This is a genomic window from Microtetraspora sp. NBRC 16547 (assembly GCF_030268965.1).
Taxonomy (GTDB): Bacteria; Actinomycetota; Actinomycetes; order Streptosporangiales; family Streptosporangiaceae; genus Microtetraspora.
Genome location: NZ_BSSE01000025.1, coordinates 1 through 17,182, shown reverse-complemented (window position 1 = coordinate 17,182; position 17,182 = coordinate 1). Strand labels below are relative to the sequence as shown.

Annotated in this window: 13 protein-coding genes; 12 read left to right on the top strand and 1 reads right to left on the bottom strand. The window is 69.6% G+C overall.

Annotated features, from left to right (window positions below; all coding sequences use genetic code 11):
- Positions 1 to 55: 55 nt before the first annotated feature.
- On the bottom strand, positions 56 to 2,692 hold the full coding sequence (locus QSK17_RS27540) for a glycosyl hydrolase (RefSeq protein WP_285708275.1): 2,637 nt from the start codon (positions 2,690 to 2,692) through the stop codon (positions 56 to 58).
- Positions 2,693 to 2,757: 65 nt separating this feature from the next.
- On the opposite strand from QSK17_RS27540, the gene QSK17_RS27535 reads away from it, so the two are divergent.
- The 12 genes from QSK17_RS27535 to QSK17_RS27475 form a co-directional block, all read left to right on the top strand.
- Positions 2,758 to 2,904, top strand: coding sequence for a hypothetical protein (locus QSK17_RS27535; protein ID WP_285708274.1), 147 nt, complete (start codon positions 2,758 to 2,760; stop codon positions 2,902 to 2,904).
- 365 nt (positions 2,905 to 3,269) lie between these two features.
- On the top strand, positions 3,270 to 4,577 hold the full coding sequence (locus QSK17_RS27530; protein WP_285708273.1) for an ABC transporter substrate-binding protein: 1,308 nt from the start codon (positions 3,270 to 3,272) through the stop codon (positions 4,575 to 4,577).
- A gap of 173 nt (positions 4,578 to 4,750) precedes the next feature.
- Entirely contained in the window at positions 4,751 to 5,749 is a 999-nt protein-coding gene (locus QSK17_RS27525; RefSeq protein ID WP_285708272.1) for a carbohydrate ABC transporter permease, read from the top strand.
- Between the two features lie 78 nt (positions 5,750 to 5,827).
- Positions 5,828 to 6,649, top strand: a complete 822-nt coding sequence (locus QSK17_RS27520; RefSeq protein WP_285708374.1) for a carbohydrate ABC transporter permease — start codon at positions 5,828 to 5,830, stop codon at positions 6,647 to 6,649.
- Positions 6,646 to 8,139 (top strand): GH1 family beta-glucosidase, encoded by a 1,494-nt coding sequence (locus QSK17_RS27515; RefSeq protein ID WP_285708271.1) that lies wholly within the window; start codon positions 6,646 to 6,648, stop codon positions 8,137 to 8,139. The genes QSK17_RS27520 and QSK17_RS27515 overlap by 4 nt, the downstream gene beginning before the upstream one ends.
- Positions 8,136 to 9,131 (top strand): LacI family DNA-binding transcriptional regulator, encoded by a 996-nt coding sequence (locus QSK17_RS27510; RefSeq protein ID WP_285708270.1) that lies wholly within the window; start codon positions 8,136 to 8,138, stop codon positions 9,129 to 9,131. Before QSK17_RS27515 ends, QSK17_RS27510 begins: the two co-directional genes overlap by 4 nt.
- Before the next feature lie 661 nt (positions 9,132 to 9,792).
- Positions 9,793 to 10,773 (top strand): alpha/beta hydrolase, encoded by a 981-nt coding sequence (locus QSK17_RS27500; RefSeq protein WP_285708269.1) that lies wholly within the window; start codon positions 9,793 to 9,795, stop codon positions 10,771 to 10,773.
- The gene (locus tag QSK17_RS27495; RefSeq protein ID WP_285708268.1) at positions 10,766 to 11,956 is read left to right on the top strand and encodes an acyltransferase family protein; all 1,191 of its coding nucleotides are present in this window, start codon (positions 10,766 to 10,768) and stop codon (positions 11,954 to 11,956) included. The genes QSK17_RS27500 and QSK17_RS27495 overlap by 8 nt, the downstream gene beginning before the upstream one ends.
- 10 nt (positions 11,957 to 11,966) lie before the next feature.
- Positions 11,967 to 13,286 carry a sensor histidine kinase gene (locus tag QSK17_RS27490; protein WP_285708267.1) on the top strand — a complete coding sequence of 440 codons (1,320 nt, stop codon included), beginning with the start codon at positions 11,967 to 11,969 and terminating at the stop codon, positions 13,284 to 13,286.
- A gap of 14 nt (positions 13,287 to 13,300) precedes the next feature.
- Positions 13,301 to 13,954: a response regulator gene (locus QSK17_RS27485; protein ID WP_502889318.1), complete on the top strand. Its 654-nt coding sequence runs from the start codon at positions 13,301 to 13,303 to the stop codon at positions 13,952 to 13,954.
- A gap of 87 nt (positions 13,955 to 14,041) precedes the next feature.
- On the top strand, positions 14,042 to 14,437 hold the full coding sequence (locus tag QSK17_RS27480; protein WP_285708266.1) for a helix-turn-helix domain-containing protein: 396 nt from the start codon (positions 14,042 to 14,044) through the stop codon (positions 14,435 to 14,437).
- A gap of 928 nt (positions 14,438 to 15,365) precedes the next feature.
- Positions 15,366 to 17,182 (top strand): DUF222 domain-containing protein (locus QSK17_RS27475; RefSeq protein WP_285708265.1); only part of this gene is annotated, 1,817 nt, incomplete at its 3' end.

Below are 17,182 nucleotides of genomic sequence, written 5' to 3'. Positions count from 1 at the left end.
TAGAGGCACCGGGCGGTCGCCGGGGGCATGTCCCCTCGGCGACCGCCCGGCCGGGTCACGTGGTCGAGAACGTGAACCAGTTGACGTTGACGAAGTCGGCGGGCTGCCCGCTGCTGAACGTGAGATAGACGGTGTGTGTTCCGGTCACGCCGGAGATGTTCGCCGGGACCGTCTGCCAGCTCTGCCAGCCGCCGGTCGGCCCGACCGCGAAGCTTCCGACGGGAGCACTGGTGCGGCTGTCCAGCCGGACCTCCACGAGTCCGCTGACGCCGCCCGCGGCGCCGGAGGCGACCCTCGCCTTGAACTGCGTGGCCGCCGTGCCACCGAACTGGACGTTGTCGTACCTCAGCCAGTCGCCGTTGCCGATGTAGGCCACGTTCTGGCCGCCGCCCGTGTCGGTCGTGGCCTCCAGCGCCGTGCCGTACTGGTCCTGGTACGCCTCCGCCTCGATCCTCGACCGCGCGTCCACTCCGCCACCCGACGGCGACGGAGAGGGAGAGGGAGACGGGGACGGTGACGGGGAGGGTGACGGCCCGCCGGCGCTGGTCGCCGTCGAACGGGCCGGCACCGTCAGCGTCGCACCGTCCGAGAAGGTGACCGTACGGCCGGCGGTGCCGAAGTTGTGCGCCACGTACGTCCGGGTCGAGCCGTTCACGAAGACCGCGGCGGTCGGGATGTTCGCGGTCACGGCGGTGTCGACCGTGCCCATCCTGGCCAGGTTGTAGATCCAGTGGTAGGTGTGCGCGAGCGACTCGCCGGACTCGGGCGTCAGGGTCGGGTAGCCGCCGTCCCAGTTCGCCTTGGCCGCCGCCGGATCGGCGAGGGCGCGGAACTCCCAGATGACGTCCTTCCACTCGACGGCCGGGCCGGGGTTGTTCGCCTCCATCTCGGCGAGGTTCTGCCGGACGTCGGCCTGATAGAGCCCGTGGTAGAGCGAGCCGCCGGTGATCGGCAGCATGTTGATGCCGTGGATCTCCTCGGGGTTGGCCGTCCACCAGGTGGAGTACGCGGCGCCGCTGCCCCAGATCATGCCGACCGTGTGGTGGCCGAAGGAGGACGGGAAGACCACGTTGTCCTTATCGAACCAGTACTGCGCGATGGCCGCCGTCTGGGTCGTGTAGAGATAGATGCCCAGGTCGCGCAGGGCGGTGTCACCGGTGGCCGCGCCCAGCAGGATGGCACCGTTCGCGAAGTTCATCCCCTCCGACGAGGACTCCTCGTTGTTCCCGGCGGCGAACCCCTGGTGACCGGACGCCCAGCCGTTCCCGGCGTAGGGGTCGAAGTTGCGCAGGAACGGGAACCGGGCGTCCGACCTGTCCCCGTTGTTGGCGTCGGAGGCGAGCAGCTTGGCCATCGGCCCCCAGCTCGCCGCCCACGCGGAGTCGTACCTCGCCACCGTGGCGGCGGCCATCAGGTAGTAGCCGTAGTGGAAGTGGTGGTCGTTCACCTCGGTGTCGCTGCCGTACGACGCGGGGTAGCCGGTGAGCACGCCCCAGGTCGCGTCGTAGCGGAACTGCTCGCCGCCCACGGTGAACCAGCTCTCCAACTTCGCCTTCAGGAGGCCGAGCAGCTTGTCCCGCGACGCGGTGTCGCCGAGTTGTTCGGCGATCGGCACGAGCTGGGCCAGCCGGCCGAGCGCCTTGCCGGTCCAGTAGGTGTCGGTCGCCCCCTTCCACGGGTCGGCGGCGTTCGCCTCCTGCCTGACGTAGCCGCCGAGCCTTGTCCGGTCGTACGCGCCGAGGTCGGGCAGCGAGGGCAGCACGCCGTGGAACGTCTGCCTGGTGGTGAACGACGCGCCCTCGCGCAGCCTCATCGTGCCGCGCGGCGAGACGTACGTGTACGGGGTGAGGGTGTCGCTCGTGGCCAGCCACTGGTGCCGGTAGAGCGCGAGGAGCGTGCCGGTCTGGGTCCCTTCCTTGGCCGTCGTGGTCGCCGTGTAGGTGGTCGTGAGCTGGGCCGTCGCCTCGTTGTACGCCCAGGTCACCTTGGTCCCGGTGACGAAGCTGAACGCGTACTTCGCGAACAGGTCGAGCGTCGAGGCCGAGGTGTCCGGCAGCGCGGCGACGGAGAAGTAGTTCTTCCCGCCCAGCGCGTCGGTCGCGACCGTGCCGCTGATCGTCCAGTCGGTCCCCGAGGGGGCGAACACGCCGTAGTGGTGACCGTTGACGGTGACGCCGAGGACGTTGCCCCGGTCGGCCCACACGTTCGGCGTGGCGACGAAGGAGACTTGGGCGTTGCCGCCGCTCGGGGTCGCGTACACGTAGGGCTGGCCGTGCCCGATCGTGGCCCTGAGCGCGCGCGTGCCGTCCGACCAGTACGGCGTGACGGTCCAGTCGGACCACCCGTCCGCCTTGGTGTCGGGCGAGTTGAGCCCGGTGACGCCGATCGTGAGGTCGCGGGCGTGCGGATACTCGTACATCCGCCCGTCGCCGCTGATCAGCGGTGTGGTCGGGTAGCTCACCTCCAGCCCTCCGGCGACCGCGTGGAAGGCGAGCGGGTGGCCGTACATGTTCTCGGAGTACGGGTTGCCCGCGTATCGCTGGAAGGCGAGGGAGGACCACCAGTCGTTCGTGGGGACCTTGCCGGTGACGTTCCCGGTCACCTTGGGGGTGACGGGCGTGCCGTTGGAGTTGGCCGGGCCGCTCGCCCCGGCGGGCAGGTCGGTGGTGTAGCTGCCCGCCCCGACGGTCACCGTCGCCGCCTGGGCGGGAAGGGCCGGGACGGTCAGCGCGAGGGCGGTCAGGACCGCCAGGCCGGATGAAGCGAGAAGTCTCGTACGGCGACTGGGACTGGGACTGGGACTGGGACTGGGGCTGGGACTGGGGCGAGGGAATCTCATGGAGCGACCTCCGCGAGGTGGGGGTACGACCGAGATCGGGCTGGAAGCGCTCTCAGCGCCGTTGACGCTAGATACGCGGCAACCGTCTGTCAACGGGAAGAGAATGTTTCTCGAAGATCAGGAGAGCGCTCTCTTTGCGGTGCGCGGCCGAGGCCGGGCGACCACGGATCACCCGCCCGGCTCCGGGGCGTACGAACCCGGACCCCTCACACGACAGGCGCCCCCTGACGAGGGGCGCGCCCCAAACGGCACGCCGCGCCGTCGTGAAGCTGCGGATTCGCGATATGGGAGCGCTCTCATGAGCAACGAGGGCCTGATCAGATAACGAGGATCGTTATTGATATGACCCTTGACGCTTCGAGAAGCGCGGCCGACCCTTGTGCGAGAGCGCTCTCTTCATGATCGTTAACTCGGAACCCGAGGAGGGTTCATGGGCATCCCCCGCACCGGCCGCCGGCTCCCCCGGCTGCTCGCCCCCATGGTCGCCGCCACGCTGCTGACCCTCACCGCGTGCGGTGGCGGCGGCGGTTCCACCCCCGCGAGCGGAGACTCGGCCGCCCCGGTCGAGAAGATCAAGCTGACCGTCGGCCTCTTCGGCGACTTCGGCTTCAAGCCGCTGTACGAGGAGTTCAAGAAGACACACCCGAACATCGAGATCGAGGAGCGCCAGGCCGCCTACGCCGACCACCACACCAACCTCGCCGCGCACCTCGCCACCGGCGCGGGCGCCGCCGACGTCGAGGGCATCGAGGTCGGCTTCATCAGCCAGTTCACCGCCCAGCCCGACCGGTTCCAGGACCTGCGGCAGTACGGCCTGGACAAGCGCCAGGGCGAGTATCTCGACTGGAAGTGGCAGCAGGGCGTCGCTCCCGACGGGGCCGTCCTGGGCCTTGGCACCGACGTCGGCGGCCTGGCCATGTGCTACCGCACCGACCTGTTCAAGAAGGCCGGGCTGCCCACCAAACGCGACGAGGTGTCGGCGCTGTGGCCCACCTGGGACGAGTACATCGAGACCGGCAAGAAGTTCAGCGCCGCGGCGCCCAAGGGCACGAAGTTCTTCGACAGCCCCGGCGAGATCATTCGGGCGATCATCGCGCAGGCCCCCGTCGGCGTGTACGACGCGCAGGACAACATCGTCGTCGCCACCAACCCGGACGTGAAGAATGCCTGGGACCTGTCCATCCGGATGGTCCAGGACGACCTGTCCGCCAAGATCGGCGCGTGGACGCCCGAGTGGAACACGGGATTCGCCAAGGGCTCGTTCGCCACGATCATCTGTCCGGCCTGGATGACGGCGTACATCCAGGACCAGGCCAAGAACGCGTCCGGCAAGTGGGACATCGCCACCGTTCCCGGCGGCGCGGGCAACGCCGGCGGGACGCATCTCACGGTTCCCAAGCAGAGCAAGCACCCCAAGGAGGCGGCCGAGCTGGTCGACTTCCTGACGTCGCCCGACAGCCAGGCGGCCGTCTTCAAGGCGATCGGCAACTTCCCCTCGATCCCGGCGCTGTACGAGCAGCCGGACATCCAGAACTTCACCAAGGACTTCTTCAACGGCGCGCCCGTCGGCAAGATCTACTCCGACGCCGCCAGGAACCTCAAGCCGCAGCACCTCGGCCCCAAGGAGGGTGACGTGCGCACGGCGATCGGCAACGGCCTCGGCCGGGTGGAGCAGGGCAAGCAGACCCCCGAGCAGGCGTGGACCCAGGTCCTCAAGGACGTCGAGAACGTCAAGTAACCAGGCGCCCGGTGGGCCCCTCCGCCACCCGGTGATCCTTCAGGGTGATCTCTGGGGCCCACCGTCCCTGAAACGACCGGAACACCTGGACCACCCGGCCCGGAACGCCCCGGAAGACCCGGCCTGGGGCACCCCGGAAGACCCGGAAACAAACCGGAACGAAAGGATTCCCGATGCCCGTCGTCCATCGGGCGCCGACCGCCGAGAGCCCGCCGCACCCGCCGCCGGGCGGGAGCCGTACGTGGGCGGCGACCTCGCCGTGGCGCCACCGGCTGGACCGGCTGGTCTCCCCCTACGCCTACGTCGCGCCCTTCTTCCTGCTCTTCGCCGCCTTCGGCGTCTTCCCGCTGATCTACACGGCGTGGGTCTCGCTCCACGACTGGAACCTGCTGAGCAGCGCGAACCCGTTCATCGGCCTGGACAACTACCGGGAGCTGTTCTCCGACGGCTACTTCTGGAACGCGGCGTTCAACACGCTGTCGATCGGCGTCCTGTCCGCGGTGCCCCAGTTGGCGCTCGCGCTGGTGCTCGCCCACCTGCTGAACCGCCCGCTTCGGGCGCAGACGCTGTTCCGCATCACCCTGCTGCTGCCGAACGTCACCAGCGTCGTCGCCGTCGTAGTGATCTTCAGCCAGCTCTTCGGCCGCGACTTCGGCCTGGTCAACGCGCTGCTGGATCTCGTCGGGATCGACCGCGTGTACTGGCAGGCGAACGTGGCCAGCTCGCATGTCGCCATCGCCACCATGATCATGTGGCGCTGGACGGGGTACAACGCGCTCATCTACCTGGCCGCGATGCAGGCCGTACCCCGGGAGATCTACGAGGCCGCGACCATCGACGGGGCCTCGGCGGCCCGGCAGCTCTGGGGCATCACGATCCCGATGATCCGCCCGACGATCATCTTCACGATCATCGTCACCACGATCGGCTCGATGCAGATCATCGCCGAGCCGCTGCTGTTCGGCGCCCAGGTGAGCAACGGCGCGGCGACCACGGGCGGCACCGACCGGCAGTTCCAGACGCTCGCGCTCTACCTGTACGAGAAGGGCTTCCGGAGCTTCGAGTTCGGCTACGCCTCCGCCGCCGCGTGGGTGATGTTCCTGCTCGTGGTGCTCGTCGTCGGATTCAACTACCTGGTTGTCCGCAGGATGCGCGGAGGTCTCGATGTGTGACGGAAGCCGTCCGATGCGCGAAGGAAGCCCGATGTGCGAAGGAAGCCGCTCGACGCGCGCAGGAACCGGGGTACGCGGATGAGATCCCTGCGCAAGCACCCGCTCACCTATCTCACACTGCTGGCGGTGGCGTTCTTCTCCGCCTTCCCCGTCTACTGGAGCGTGATCGTCGCCTCGCACGACAACGCGGCGCTGGCCGAGATGCCGCCGCCGCTGCTGCCCGGCGGCAACTTCCTCGCCAACGTGTCCCGGGTCTTCGACACCACGCCGTTCGCGCTGGCGCTGCTCAACTCGTTCGTGGTGGCCGGCACGATCACCGTCTCGGTGACGTTCTTCTCCACGCTGGCCGGTTTCGCGTTCGCGAAGCTCCGCTTCCGGGGGCGGAACGCGCTGCTGCTGCTCACCGTGGTGACCATGATGGTCCCGACGCAGCTCGGCATCATCCCCCTCTACATGCTGATGATCAAACTGGAGTGGACGGGGAAGCTGTACGCCGTGATCGTGCCCGCGCTGGTCAACGCGTTCGGCGTGTTCTTCATGACGCAGTACCTCAGCCGAGCCCTTCCGACCGAGCTGCTCGAAGCCGGACGGATCGACGGCTGCGGCACCTGGCGGCTGTTCCGTCACGTCGTCGTCCCGGCGGCGCGACCCGCCGCCGCCGTGCTCGGAATGCTGACCTTCATGACGGCCTGGAACGACTACTTCTGGCCGCTGGTCGTCCTCACCCCGGACGACCCGACGGTGCAGGTCGCGCTGTCCCAGCTCGCCAGCGGGTACGTCCGCGACTTCACGCTCGGGCTGACCGGGACCGCGGTGGCGACGCTGCCGCTCGTGCTCATCTTCGTCCTTCTCGGCAAGCAGATCATCGGAGGAATCATGCAGGGAGCTGTCAAAGGATGAGCGCCACGACCACCGCGTACCCCGGGGAACCTCCCGTGACGGCGGCGGCGCCCGCCGGGACCGTACCTGCCGGGACCGTACCTGCCGGGACCGTGCGCGGCGAGACGGACGAAGGCCGCGGCGGGCGGCTGGCGTTCCCCGACGGCTTCGTCTGGGGGGCCGCGACCGCGGCGTACCAGATCGAGGGCGCCGCCGCCGAGGACGGCAGAGGGCGCTCCATCTGGGACAGCTTCTCCCGCATGCCGGGCAAGGTCGCCGACGGCCACACCGGAGACGTCGCCTGCGACCACTACCACCGCTACGCCGAGGACGTCCGGCTCATGGCCGGGCTCGGCCTGGCGGCCTACCGCTTCTCCGTCGCCTGGCCGCGGGTGCGTCCCACCGGGTCCGGCCCGGTCAACCCACGCGGGCTGGATTTCTACGACCGGCTCGTGGACGAGCTCCTGGCGCACGGCATCACGCCCTACCCGACGCTCTACCACTGGGACCTGCCGCAGGCGCTGGAGGACGCCGGCGGCTGGACCTCCAGGGACGTCGCGTACCGGTTCGCCGACTACGCGATGGCCGTACACGACCGGCTCGGCGACCGGATCCGGACCTGGACGACGTTGAACGAGCCGTGGGTGGCGGCGTTCCTCGGCTACTCCTCGGGGGTGCACGCGCCGGGGCGGGAGAGCCCGGCCGCCGCCTTCCGCGCCGCGCACCACCTGCTGCTCGGGCACGGGCTGGCCGCCTCGGCGCTGCGTACGGCCGGAGCCGCGGAGATCGCGCTCACCCTCAACCTGGCCCCCGTGATCGGGCCGGATGACGCCGCGCCCGCCGTGACCACGGTGGACGGGCTGCTCAACCGGCAGTTCCTCGATCCCGCGCTGCGCGGAAGCTACCCGGACGACGTGCTGGAGATCGCCGCGCGGCACGGCGGCCTCGACCACATCCGGGACGGCGATCTGGAGATCATCCGGCAGCCGCTGGAGCTGCTCGGGATCAACTACTACAACCCGTCCTTCGTCTCCTCCGCCCCCGGCGAACCCGCCAACCCGGCGTTCCCCGGCAGCGAGGGCATCCGGTTCGACGCGCCGGCCGGGCCGACGACCGCGATGGACTGGCCCATCGACCCGGCCGGGCTGGAGTCGCTCCTGCTCCGGCTGTCCCGCGACTACCCAGAGGTGGGCCTGCTGGTCACCGAGAACGGCGCCGCCTTCGACGACGTCATCCAGGACGGACGGGTGTCCGACCCCGAGCGGGTCGGCTACCTCGACGCGCACCTGCGCGCCGCGCACGCCGCGATCTCGGCCGGTGCGGATCTGCGCGGTTATCTCGTATGGTCGCTGCTGGACAACTTCGAGTGGGCGTACGGGTACCACAAGAGGTTCGGGATCGTGTACGTCGACTTCGCGACCCAGCGGCGCATTCCCAAGGAGAGCGCGCTGTGGTACCGCGAGGTCATCGGCCGCAACGGCCTCTCCTACGGCTCACAGGGGGACAGATGAAACGACCCACTCTGGAGGCGGTCGCCGCGCGGGCCGGGGTGTCGCGCGCGACCGTCTCCCGGGTCGTCAACGGCCAGGCGACGGTGACGCCGCAGATCAGAGAGGCCGTGCTGCGCGCGGTCGACGAGCTGGGATACGTGCCCAACTCGGCCGCCCGCAGCCTGGTCACGCAGCGGACCGACTCGATCGCCCTGGTCGTGTCCGAGCCGCCGACCAGGGTCTTCTCGGAGGACCCGATGTTCTCCACGGTCATCCGATCGGCCAGCCTGGAGCTCGAGGCCGCCGACCGGCAGGTGGTGCTGATGCTGGCGGGCTCGCCCAAGAGCCACGCGAGGATCGAGCGCTACATCTCCGGCGGCCACGTGGACGGCGTCATGCTGATCTCCATGCACGGCGCCGACCCGCTGCCCGCCGCGATCTCCCGCATGTCCGTGCCGATCGTCTCGTACGGCAGGCCCGCCGTGCCCGTGCCCCTGCCGTACGTGGACAACGACAACGTGGGCGGCGCCGAGAAGGCCGTACAGCACTTGCTGGACAAGGGACGGCGCCGCATCGCGACGATCGCCGGGCCACAGGACATGATCGGCGGCCAGGACCGGCTGGCCGGGTACCGCAACATGCTGCGGGAGTCCGACCGCCGCTCGATCGTGGCCGTCGGCGACTTCACCCGCGAGTCCGGCGCGGTCGCCATGCGCCAACTTCTCCGGGACGATCCGGATCTCGACGCGGTTTTCGTGGCCAACGACCTGATGGCCGTCGGCGCGTTGCAGTCGCTCCGGCAGGCGGGCCGGCGGGTCCCCGACGACGTGGCCGTCGTCGGCTTCGACGACATCGAGGCGGCGAAGTTCACCGAGCCCCCGCTGACCACGATCAGGCATCCGTTCACCGAGCAGGCGGCGGCGATGGTGAAACTCCTGCTCGGACTGTTCGAGGGCGGCCCGGCCGACCCGGTGATCCTCCCCACCGAACTGGTCGTCCGCGAGTCCGCCTAACAGTGACGCCAAGCAGTGACACCCAGCAGTGAGGCCTTGAGGCCTAGCTAGAGCGTGTTTCGTGGATCTTTGTCGTAGCGAGGATCAGCCAGATGGATGCCGCGCAAGGCGGAGGAGGAGGTCGGAGCGGAGCCTCCGGCCGACATTCCCGGGCCCCGCGGAAAGCAGATTGGATTTTTGCACGCCGAAGATCTACACGATTTTTGAAGGTACGAGCGAGATCCAGCGTCTCATCATCGGCCGCTCCGTCACCGGCCTGCCCGTTCGATAGCGTCTCCGCAGCTCAAGAGACTCTGGTCCGGAAGAACCCCGTCCATCGCCGTCCGATGGACGGGGTTCTTGCGGTTCTCTGACCGATCACTGTTCCGGCCCCGTTCCGTGAAACACGGCACGGGGCCGGAACAGGCGGCCGTCCATACCCTTCCGCGCGGTCATGGGAGTAGCGCATCCATCTCCCCGGGACGCCCGGGGCAGGGTGGATTGCCACGCCGAAGGCCCCGCCAGCGTTCAGGGGTGGCTGACCAAACCTGGAACCCCTACCCGTAGTACTTAAGAGCTACGCGAGAAAGGCATTCCTCGGCGGGACGCCGACCACGAGGTGTGATCCATAGCTTCGTTGTCCGAAGCACGAAGGAGATCCACTTCGGAAGGACCGTCCCCCATGGCGTCCCACCCGCGCGGGAGCCGCCCGCGCCGCACCCTGCTCGCCGCGCTCATCACCGCCTCGGTGGCCGTGCCGGTATCGGGTGCCGCCCGCTCCGCGGCCGTCCCCGCGCCCGCCCCCACCGCATCCGCCCCGCTACGGGACGCCACCCCCGCAGCCCTGACCAAGCGATACACCGCCAGCCGCGACGACATCCAAGCGGCCGGGCGGATGGCCACTGACCACGGCGACCAGTGGCGGGCCGCGATGCTGCACGCCATGGCCGACCCCGCCCGCCACTTCCTGTTCTTCGATGGCCGCGACGGCGGCCGCACCGCCGAAGTTTTCGGCGACCTGTCCCAGGCCGAACAGATCGCCGTACTCGTCCCCGGCTCCGACACAAACCTCGATAAATACGGATACGTCCGAGCGGGCGGGCTCGCCCTCCAGCAGAGGCTGGGCGACCGAACCGCCGTCAGAACCGCCGTCATCGCCTGGCTCGGCTACCCGACCCCCAGCACCGTGAGCCTCGGCGCGCTGACACCCGACCGCGCGCAGGAAGCCGCCCCCGACCTGAACACCTTCGTGCGGGAACTCCACGCCGCCCGACCCGCCGCCCGGATCAGCCTGCTCTGCCACTCCTACGGCAGCGTCGTCTGCGCCGCGGCCGCGCCCGGGCTGGACGTCGCCGACATCGTCCTGTACGGCAGCGCCGGCGTCGCCGCCGACACCGCCGCCGCGCTGCACACCCGCGCCACCGTCTGGGCCAGCCGGAGCAGCGGCGACTGGATCGCCGACGTCCCACACACCCGGCTCCACCTCCCCTTCGCCACCCTCGGCTTCGGCACCGACCCGGTCTCCCCGGAGTTCGGTGCCCACCTTTTCCCGGCAGGCGACGGCGGCCACAGCGGCTACCTGCGACACGGCTCCCTGTCACTGGAGAGCATCGCCCGGATCGTCACCGGACAGGCCCCTGCTGAGGCGGGCCGTGATGCGTGACCTCCTACAACACCCCTTCCGGCACCCCCTCCGGCGGATCGTCCAGCGCGTCGACGCGGCCACTCCGCCCGGCCGCGACCGGGCTGTCGACGCGCTGCGCGCCCTGGCCATCTGTGGTGTGGTGCTCGGCCACTGGCTGGTGACCGCCCTGGTCGCCGACAGCGGCACCGTGCGCACGACCAGCCCGCTGCGGCACCTTCCCCAACTCACCCCCATCTCCTGGCTGTTGCAGGCCCTGGCGGTCTTCTTCCTGGTGGGCGGGCAGGTCGCAGCGCGAAGTCACGCCTCCGCCCGCGCCCGGGGCACACGGTATGGGCGGTGGCTCGGCGCCCGAATGGGCCGACTGTTTCGGCCGGTCGCAGTTGTGCTGGTGGTGTGGAGCGTGGCGGTCGTCGCGATGCTGGCCGCCGGGGCTGGGCTGGAGAGCGTGCGGGCGCTGGTCAAGCTGGTGCTGTCGCCGATGTGGTTCCTGCTGGTCTTCGCGGCGCTGACAGCGGCGACCCCGCTGGCCGCCCGGCTGCACCCGGTGTGGCCGCTCGCTACGGTGGCGCTGGTCGATCTGGCCCGGTTCTGGTGGGGCGGGCCCGCTTGGCTTGGTTGGATCAACGTCGCGGCGGGGTGGCTGGTGCCGTACTGCCTGGGCGCGGCCTGGGCCCGGGGCAGCCTGCGCGGCCGCGCGACCGGATGGGGGCTGCTGCTGGGCGGTGGCGCAGCCACCTCCGCACTGGTGGCAGGGGCGGGCTACCCGGCCGCGATGGTCGGAGTGCCCGGCGCCGCTGTCTCCAACCTCGACCCGCCCACCCTCGCGGTCGTCATCTTCGGGCTGGCCCAGTGCGGCGCGGCACTGCTGCTGACCGGCCCACTACGGCGGGTGCTACAACGGCCCGCCGCGTGGGCGCCGGTGGCACTGGTCAACCTGTCCGCGATGACGATCTTTCTCTGGCATCAGAGCGCCATGATCGTGGTCACCGCGATCGGCATGCTCGCGGGCACGCCCTTGCCGGGCCTGCACACCGTCCCCGACGGCTCCGGCTGGGTCCTCGCCCGGCTGGCCTGGCTGCCGGCCTTCGCGCTGGCCCTGCTGGTGTGCTGGGCCGCGTTCCGTACCCACGAGCAGAGACGACCCGGCTGTGTCGAACATGAGAGGCGGCCCGCCCGGACGCTGGAGGTGTGGCGTGTTTAGGGTGACTTCTGTGCAGAAGGAGGAGATGAGCCGCAAGATGCGGCTGATGGCGGCACTGCGGGCGGTACCCCGTAACCTGCGCGACGACCTGTGGACGACGGGGCATGAACCGATACCGCATACGGGGCGGCCCAGCTGGCTGGATTGGATGCCGGCGTTCGTGATGCTGCTGGTGATGGCCGCGGCGTCCATCGTCATCCCCCACATCAACCAGCTCGTCTCGCTCTTCAGGCTGGACACGTCGTACGCCGTGCTGCTCGGCGGGCTCCAGGGGGTGGCGCTCGTCCTCGCGCTCTTCCGGCCGGTGCTGGCGTGGTGGGCGGTGACGATCGCCATGGTCGTCATCGCGGTGGTCTCGGAGCCGCGCACCCCGGATGCGCTGTTGCCCTGGACCGGCCCCGGGCTCGCGCTGCAGGCCGGGGTGCTGCTCCTGCTGGCGTTGAGGGTCCGCCCGCGGGCCGCGGTCGAGGCGCTGTTGATCAGTATCCTCGCGGGACTGGCCTGCGGCATGTTCAATTCCCAGGCGCACAACTACGACGCCGGTGCCGCCGCCGCGATTCTCAGCACCGTGGTGGTCATGGGCGCCGCGCTGCGCGGCAGCCGGGTGGCCCGTACGGAGCTGGTCATACAGGAGGAGCTCACGGCCGAGGAGCGGGCCCGGCGCACCCTGCTGGAGGAGCGCAACCGGATCGCCCGCGAGCTGCACGATGTGCTCGCCCACCACATGTCGTTGATCTCGATTCAGGCGCAGGTCGCTCCGCACCTGGTCGAGGACCCGCCCGAAGAGTTGAGGGAGAACCTCGCGGGAATCCGTGAGAACGCGGTGGAGGCGCTGACCGAACTGCGCCGGGTGCTGGGCGTGCTGCGCTCGGAGGACCCCGAGTCGGAGGGGGCGCGGCACGCCCCGCAACCCACCCTCGACCAGCTGGACGAGTTGGTCGACAATGTGCGCGACGCCGGGCAAACGGTCACCGCCCGGACCACCGGTGAACCGCGTCCGCTGTCACCGGGCATCGAGTTGTCGGCCTTTCGTATCGTTCAGGAGGCGCTCAGCAACGTGATGCGGCACGCTCCCGGAACGGAGGCGCGAGTGGAGATCGGATATCAGCCGGACGTTCTCACCATCCGGGTCACCAACACCGCGCCGGAGGATCCCGCGCCGCCCTTCCCGGTCGCCGGACACGGGTTGTCGGGCATGCGCGAACGCACGACCATGCTGGGCGGCGAACTGGCCGTCGGCCCCACCCCCGACGGAGGCTACGAAGTGACCGCGATCCTGCCCGCAAACCCGCAGAAGCCGCCCGCCGAGGATGTTGAGGGCACCCTGTGAGGAGCATCCGCGTAGTGATCGCCGACGATCAGATGATGGTCCGCCAAGGCTTCACGGTGCTGCTCAACGCCGAACCCGGCATCGCGGTCGTCGGCCAAGCCGTGAACGGCCTCGACGCCGTCGCCAAGGTCGCCGAACTCACCCCGGACGTTGTCTTGATGGACATCCGGATGCCCCAGCTCGGCGGCATCGAGGCGACCCGCCGCATCACGGAACTGTCCGGCAGCGCCGTCAAGGTCCTCATTCTGACCACCTTCGACCTCGACGAGTATGTGTATGAGGCGCTGCGCGCGGGTGCCTCCGGATTTCTACTGAAGGACGCCTCGGCCGCCGACCTCGCCCAGGCGGTACGGGTGGTGGCGGCCGGCGACGCCCTGCTCGCCCCGAACATCACCAAGCGCCTCATCGCCGAGTTCTCCCGGATGACCGGCGCCCCCCGAACCCCGCTCAAGGACCGCGTCGGCGACCTGACGGAACGCGAGTCCGAGGTGTTGTCCCTGATCGCGCAGGGTCTGTCGAACGCGGAGATCGCCGCGCGGCTGGTGGTGGCGGAACAGACCGTGAAGACACATGTGAGCCGCATCCTGGTCAAGCTGGGCCTACGTGACCGGACCCAGGCGGCGGTCTTCGCGTACGAGACGGGACTGGTGCGCCCGTCCGGACACTAGTGGCCCGTCACCGGATCTCGGACGGGTAATTGATCTCCGGCGGTGAACCCGTCAGGCTGGCTGCCTCTTCAACGTTGGGAGGTGGTCGTGGCTCACCGACCGGAAGTGTTCGTCCGGCCGTTGACCATGGAGGAAGGCCGCAAGCTGCAGCGGATCACGCGGAGCGCGAAGGATCCGGTCAAGCTGCGGCGGGCGATCGTGGTGATGATGTCCGGCCAGGGCCAAAGCGTCCCGGACATCACCTCGTTGATGCAGGTCAGCGACGACTACGTGCGCGACGTCATCCACGCCTTCAACGAGAAGGGGTTCGACGCGCTGCGCTACTACGCGCTGAACGGCACCGACCACCGCACCCATGACGAGCAGAACGCGGCGCTCGGTGCCTACGTGCGCTGGCGCAACGCCCGAGCCGAGCCCAAGACCAGCTTTGCCGCCAGCTCGCCGATCAGAAGCTGGACGAGTTACCCGGCCAAGGTTGGGTGACGGGCCACTAGCTGACTGGGCACGGGCGTTGGTGATGTCGCCCGCTGGGCCTGCCGCTACTGGCGCTACGGCCCGGTTGCCCTCGGTCGCGGCCGAGGACTTCCGACCGGGGTCCCGGCCGCGCGGCCCGCGATGCCACGCCGAGGTTGACCTGACCGCTCCTGCCGCCCGCACCGCGGCCCCAACCTCACCGACCAGCGCACCGGACCGCCGTCTGGCGACTATCTAGAAGGAAACGATGACTCTCAGGAATGGGTGTCCCAATATTTCCCGAAATAGTCTATCCATACGGTCATCGAAATTCTTTACGAATTCATCTTGCCGACCTCCGGAATTTCTGACAGTATTCATACACACGTTCTAATCGGCGATCGGGGGTGGCGTGGCCGAGCTCTTCGGGCCTTCCGGATTCTTTTCGGGGGAGTCGCCAAGTCGCGCCAAGTCCAGCCCCTTGGGTGCAGGTTGGTGGGATCAGGTAGCGGCCCCCAGCATGACCGGAATTGCCGATATATCCCACGGAAGTTCGGCCTTCGCCATTGACGACTTCCTGCCCATAACGGATGACGGTGGCCGTCCGGTCTCTCGTGAACCGGTTTCTCCAAGAATGGCATTCTTTCCCGGATCGCCGGGACAAAATCCGCTCTTTCCGGGCCGAGATTCCGTTTTCTCACCGAAGCGAGGCGATGTCAGTCCAGACGTGGATGACTCCCCCGCCGACGCTAGCGCCTTCACCGCCACTGGCGTTTCGACGAGCAACACTGTCAACGGTCCTGACACCACCGGCCCCTCTCCCACGAGCAGCACCGCTGACGGTCACAACGTGCGCGCCACCTCTTGCCCGGCTGACGCCCCTGGTGCCGGTAACGCGTCAGGCACCGGTGAGGCCTCTGGCGGACCGTCCACCTGCTCTTCGACCGCCACTGGTCGAGTGTCGTGGCCGTTGGTGGCCTCGGTCCGGGAGACGGCCTCTGAGCTGGCGCTCGCGCTGGTGCCGGACTCGCCGGGGGTGTGCCTGGCCGAGGCGGAAGACCTGCTGTTCGCGCGGGATCGGCTCATCTCCGCGATCGCGGCGCGGGTGGAGCGGGTGCATGCCGCCGGTGAGGCCAAGGCGTACGGGCATGCCTCCACCAAGTCCTGGCTGCGTACCGCCGCCAGGATGAGTGTCGCGGGCGCGGGCCGGATGCTGGCGCTCGCGGTGGAGCTGGCCCGCCTACCCACGGTGCGGGCCCGGTTCGCCGACGGCAGCCTGGCGGAGGGGTATGTGACGGCGATCTGCGCGGCGACCGGCCGGTTGACCGATGAGCAGGCCGCGCTGGCCGAGCCGATCCTCATCACGCTCGCCGAGCAGGCGACTCCGGCGGAGATCGCCCGGGCCGGCCGCTACCTGCACGCCGTGCTGAACCCTGATGGGGAGGCCGATGACGCCGAGGCCGACTACCGGCAACGTTTCCTGCTCGTGCGGGAAAGCTCCACCGGCGGCCTGGAGGGGGAGTTCCGGCTGCCCCGGGAGGCGGGCGCGCGGCTTCGGGCGTTGCTGGATGCGTACGCCAAGCCCAAGGCCGAAGGTGATGACCGGCCGCTGCGGGTGCGGAACGCAGACACGCTGATCGCCCTGCTGGAACACCAGATCGGCACCGAGCTGCTGGTTCTGGTCAACGCCGAGTCCCTCCCCGACGACCCGCCAGCAGCCCCCAGCCACGACACCCCGGCCCAGCGCACCCCGGCCCAGGGCACCGACACGCAAGCTGCGGCCACGCAGGACGTGGCAGCCCCGGACAGTGCCGACCACGACAGCGGCTCCGAGGAGGCTGCCCGCGACAGGGCCGCCCAGGACAGCGGCGCACAAGACATGACAGCCCGCGAGAACACCGCTGCCCGCGAGAGCGCCGACTGCGAGGAAGCCGGCCACGGCACCACCACCACCACCCAGGGCGCGGCAGCCCGGGAGAGTACTGACCACGCCCAGAGCGGGCAGGACGCCGCCAGGCAGGACGCCGCCAGGCAGGACGCCGCCAGGCAAGGCACGGCCGCGCCGCAGGATGCGGCGGCCCGAGACACGGCTGCCGGAAAGACGACCGGCCAAGAGGCGGCCACCGACGGGGCAGCGGCAGCCGTTGGCGACTCGGCCGCCGATGACACCCAGACGCGTCACACAGCTGCTCACCTCAACAGCGCAACCACCACGGCCGCGAGTGCGGCTGGCGCCAGGACCGAGAGCGGACCTCCCGCTACAGCCTCGGCATCAGACACAGATGAGCCGCCCACAACACGACAAGAGCCGGTCAAAGCACGGCGCGCGCGGGAGCCGTCCGCAAGCGGGCGGAACACGCCCGGGCAGGAACGCGGGCCGTCCGGCCAGGGTCGTGGCACGACTCGGGATGAAGCGTGCACGACAGCGGACGGACGAGACTGGGCGCAAGCCACGGGCGGCCCATCGCGGGATACAGCGAGTACATCGCGGGATAGGCGAAGCACGTCACGGGACACGGCGAGTGCGCCGCGCAGTAGACGACGCTCGGCACGGAGAGGGCGGGTGTCTGACTGGGTGACCCCTGGCGGGCTGATCTCGGGCCGGACGCTGCCCGGACTACTGCTGGCCACCGGACAGTTCCTCCCCATCACCGACATCCACCGCCTGGCATCCACCTCCAGCCTCACCCGCCTGGTCATGAACGCCGAAGGACGAGTCCTGGACGTCGGACGCACCGTCCGCCGCGCCACCAGAACACAGCGGCGAGCCATCCT

Coding starts and splice junctions, on each gene's coding strand:
- QSK17_RS27530 (WP_285708273.1), top strand. CDS start 3,270: ATGGGCATCCCCCGCACCGGCCGCCGGCTCCCCCGGCTGCTCGCCCCC.
- QSK17_RS27520 (WP_285708374.1), top strand. CDS start 5,828: ATGAGATCCCTGCGCAAGCACCCGCTCACCTATCTCACACTGCTGGCG.
- QSK17_RS27515 (WP_285708271.1), top strand. CDS start 6,646: ATGAGCGCCACGACCACCGCGTACCCCGGGGAACCTCCCGTGACGGCG.
- QSK17_RS27510 (WP_285708270.1), top strand. CDS start 8,136: ATGAAACGACCCACTCTGGAGGCGGTCGCCGCGCGGGCCGGGGTGTCG.
- QSK17_RS27495 (WP_285708268.1), top strand. CDS start 10,766: ATGCGTGACCTCCTACAACACCCCTTCCGGCACCCCCTCCGGCGGATC.
- QSK17_RS27500 (WP_285708269.1), top strand. CDS start 9,793: ATGGCGTCCCACCCGCGCGGGAGCCGCCCGCGCCGCACCCTGCTCGCC.
- QSK17_RS27535 (WP_285708274.1), top strand. CDS start 2,758: ATGAAGCGAGAAGTCTCGTACGGCGACTGGGACTGGGACTGGGACTGG.
- QSK17_RS27525 (WP_285708272.1), top strand. CDS start 4,751: ATGCCCGTCGTCCATCGGGCGCCGACCGCCGAGAGCCCGCCGCACCCG.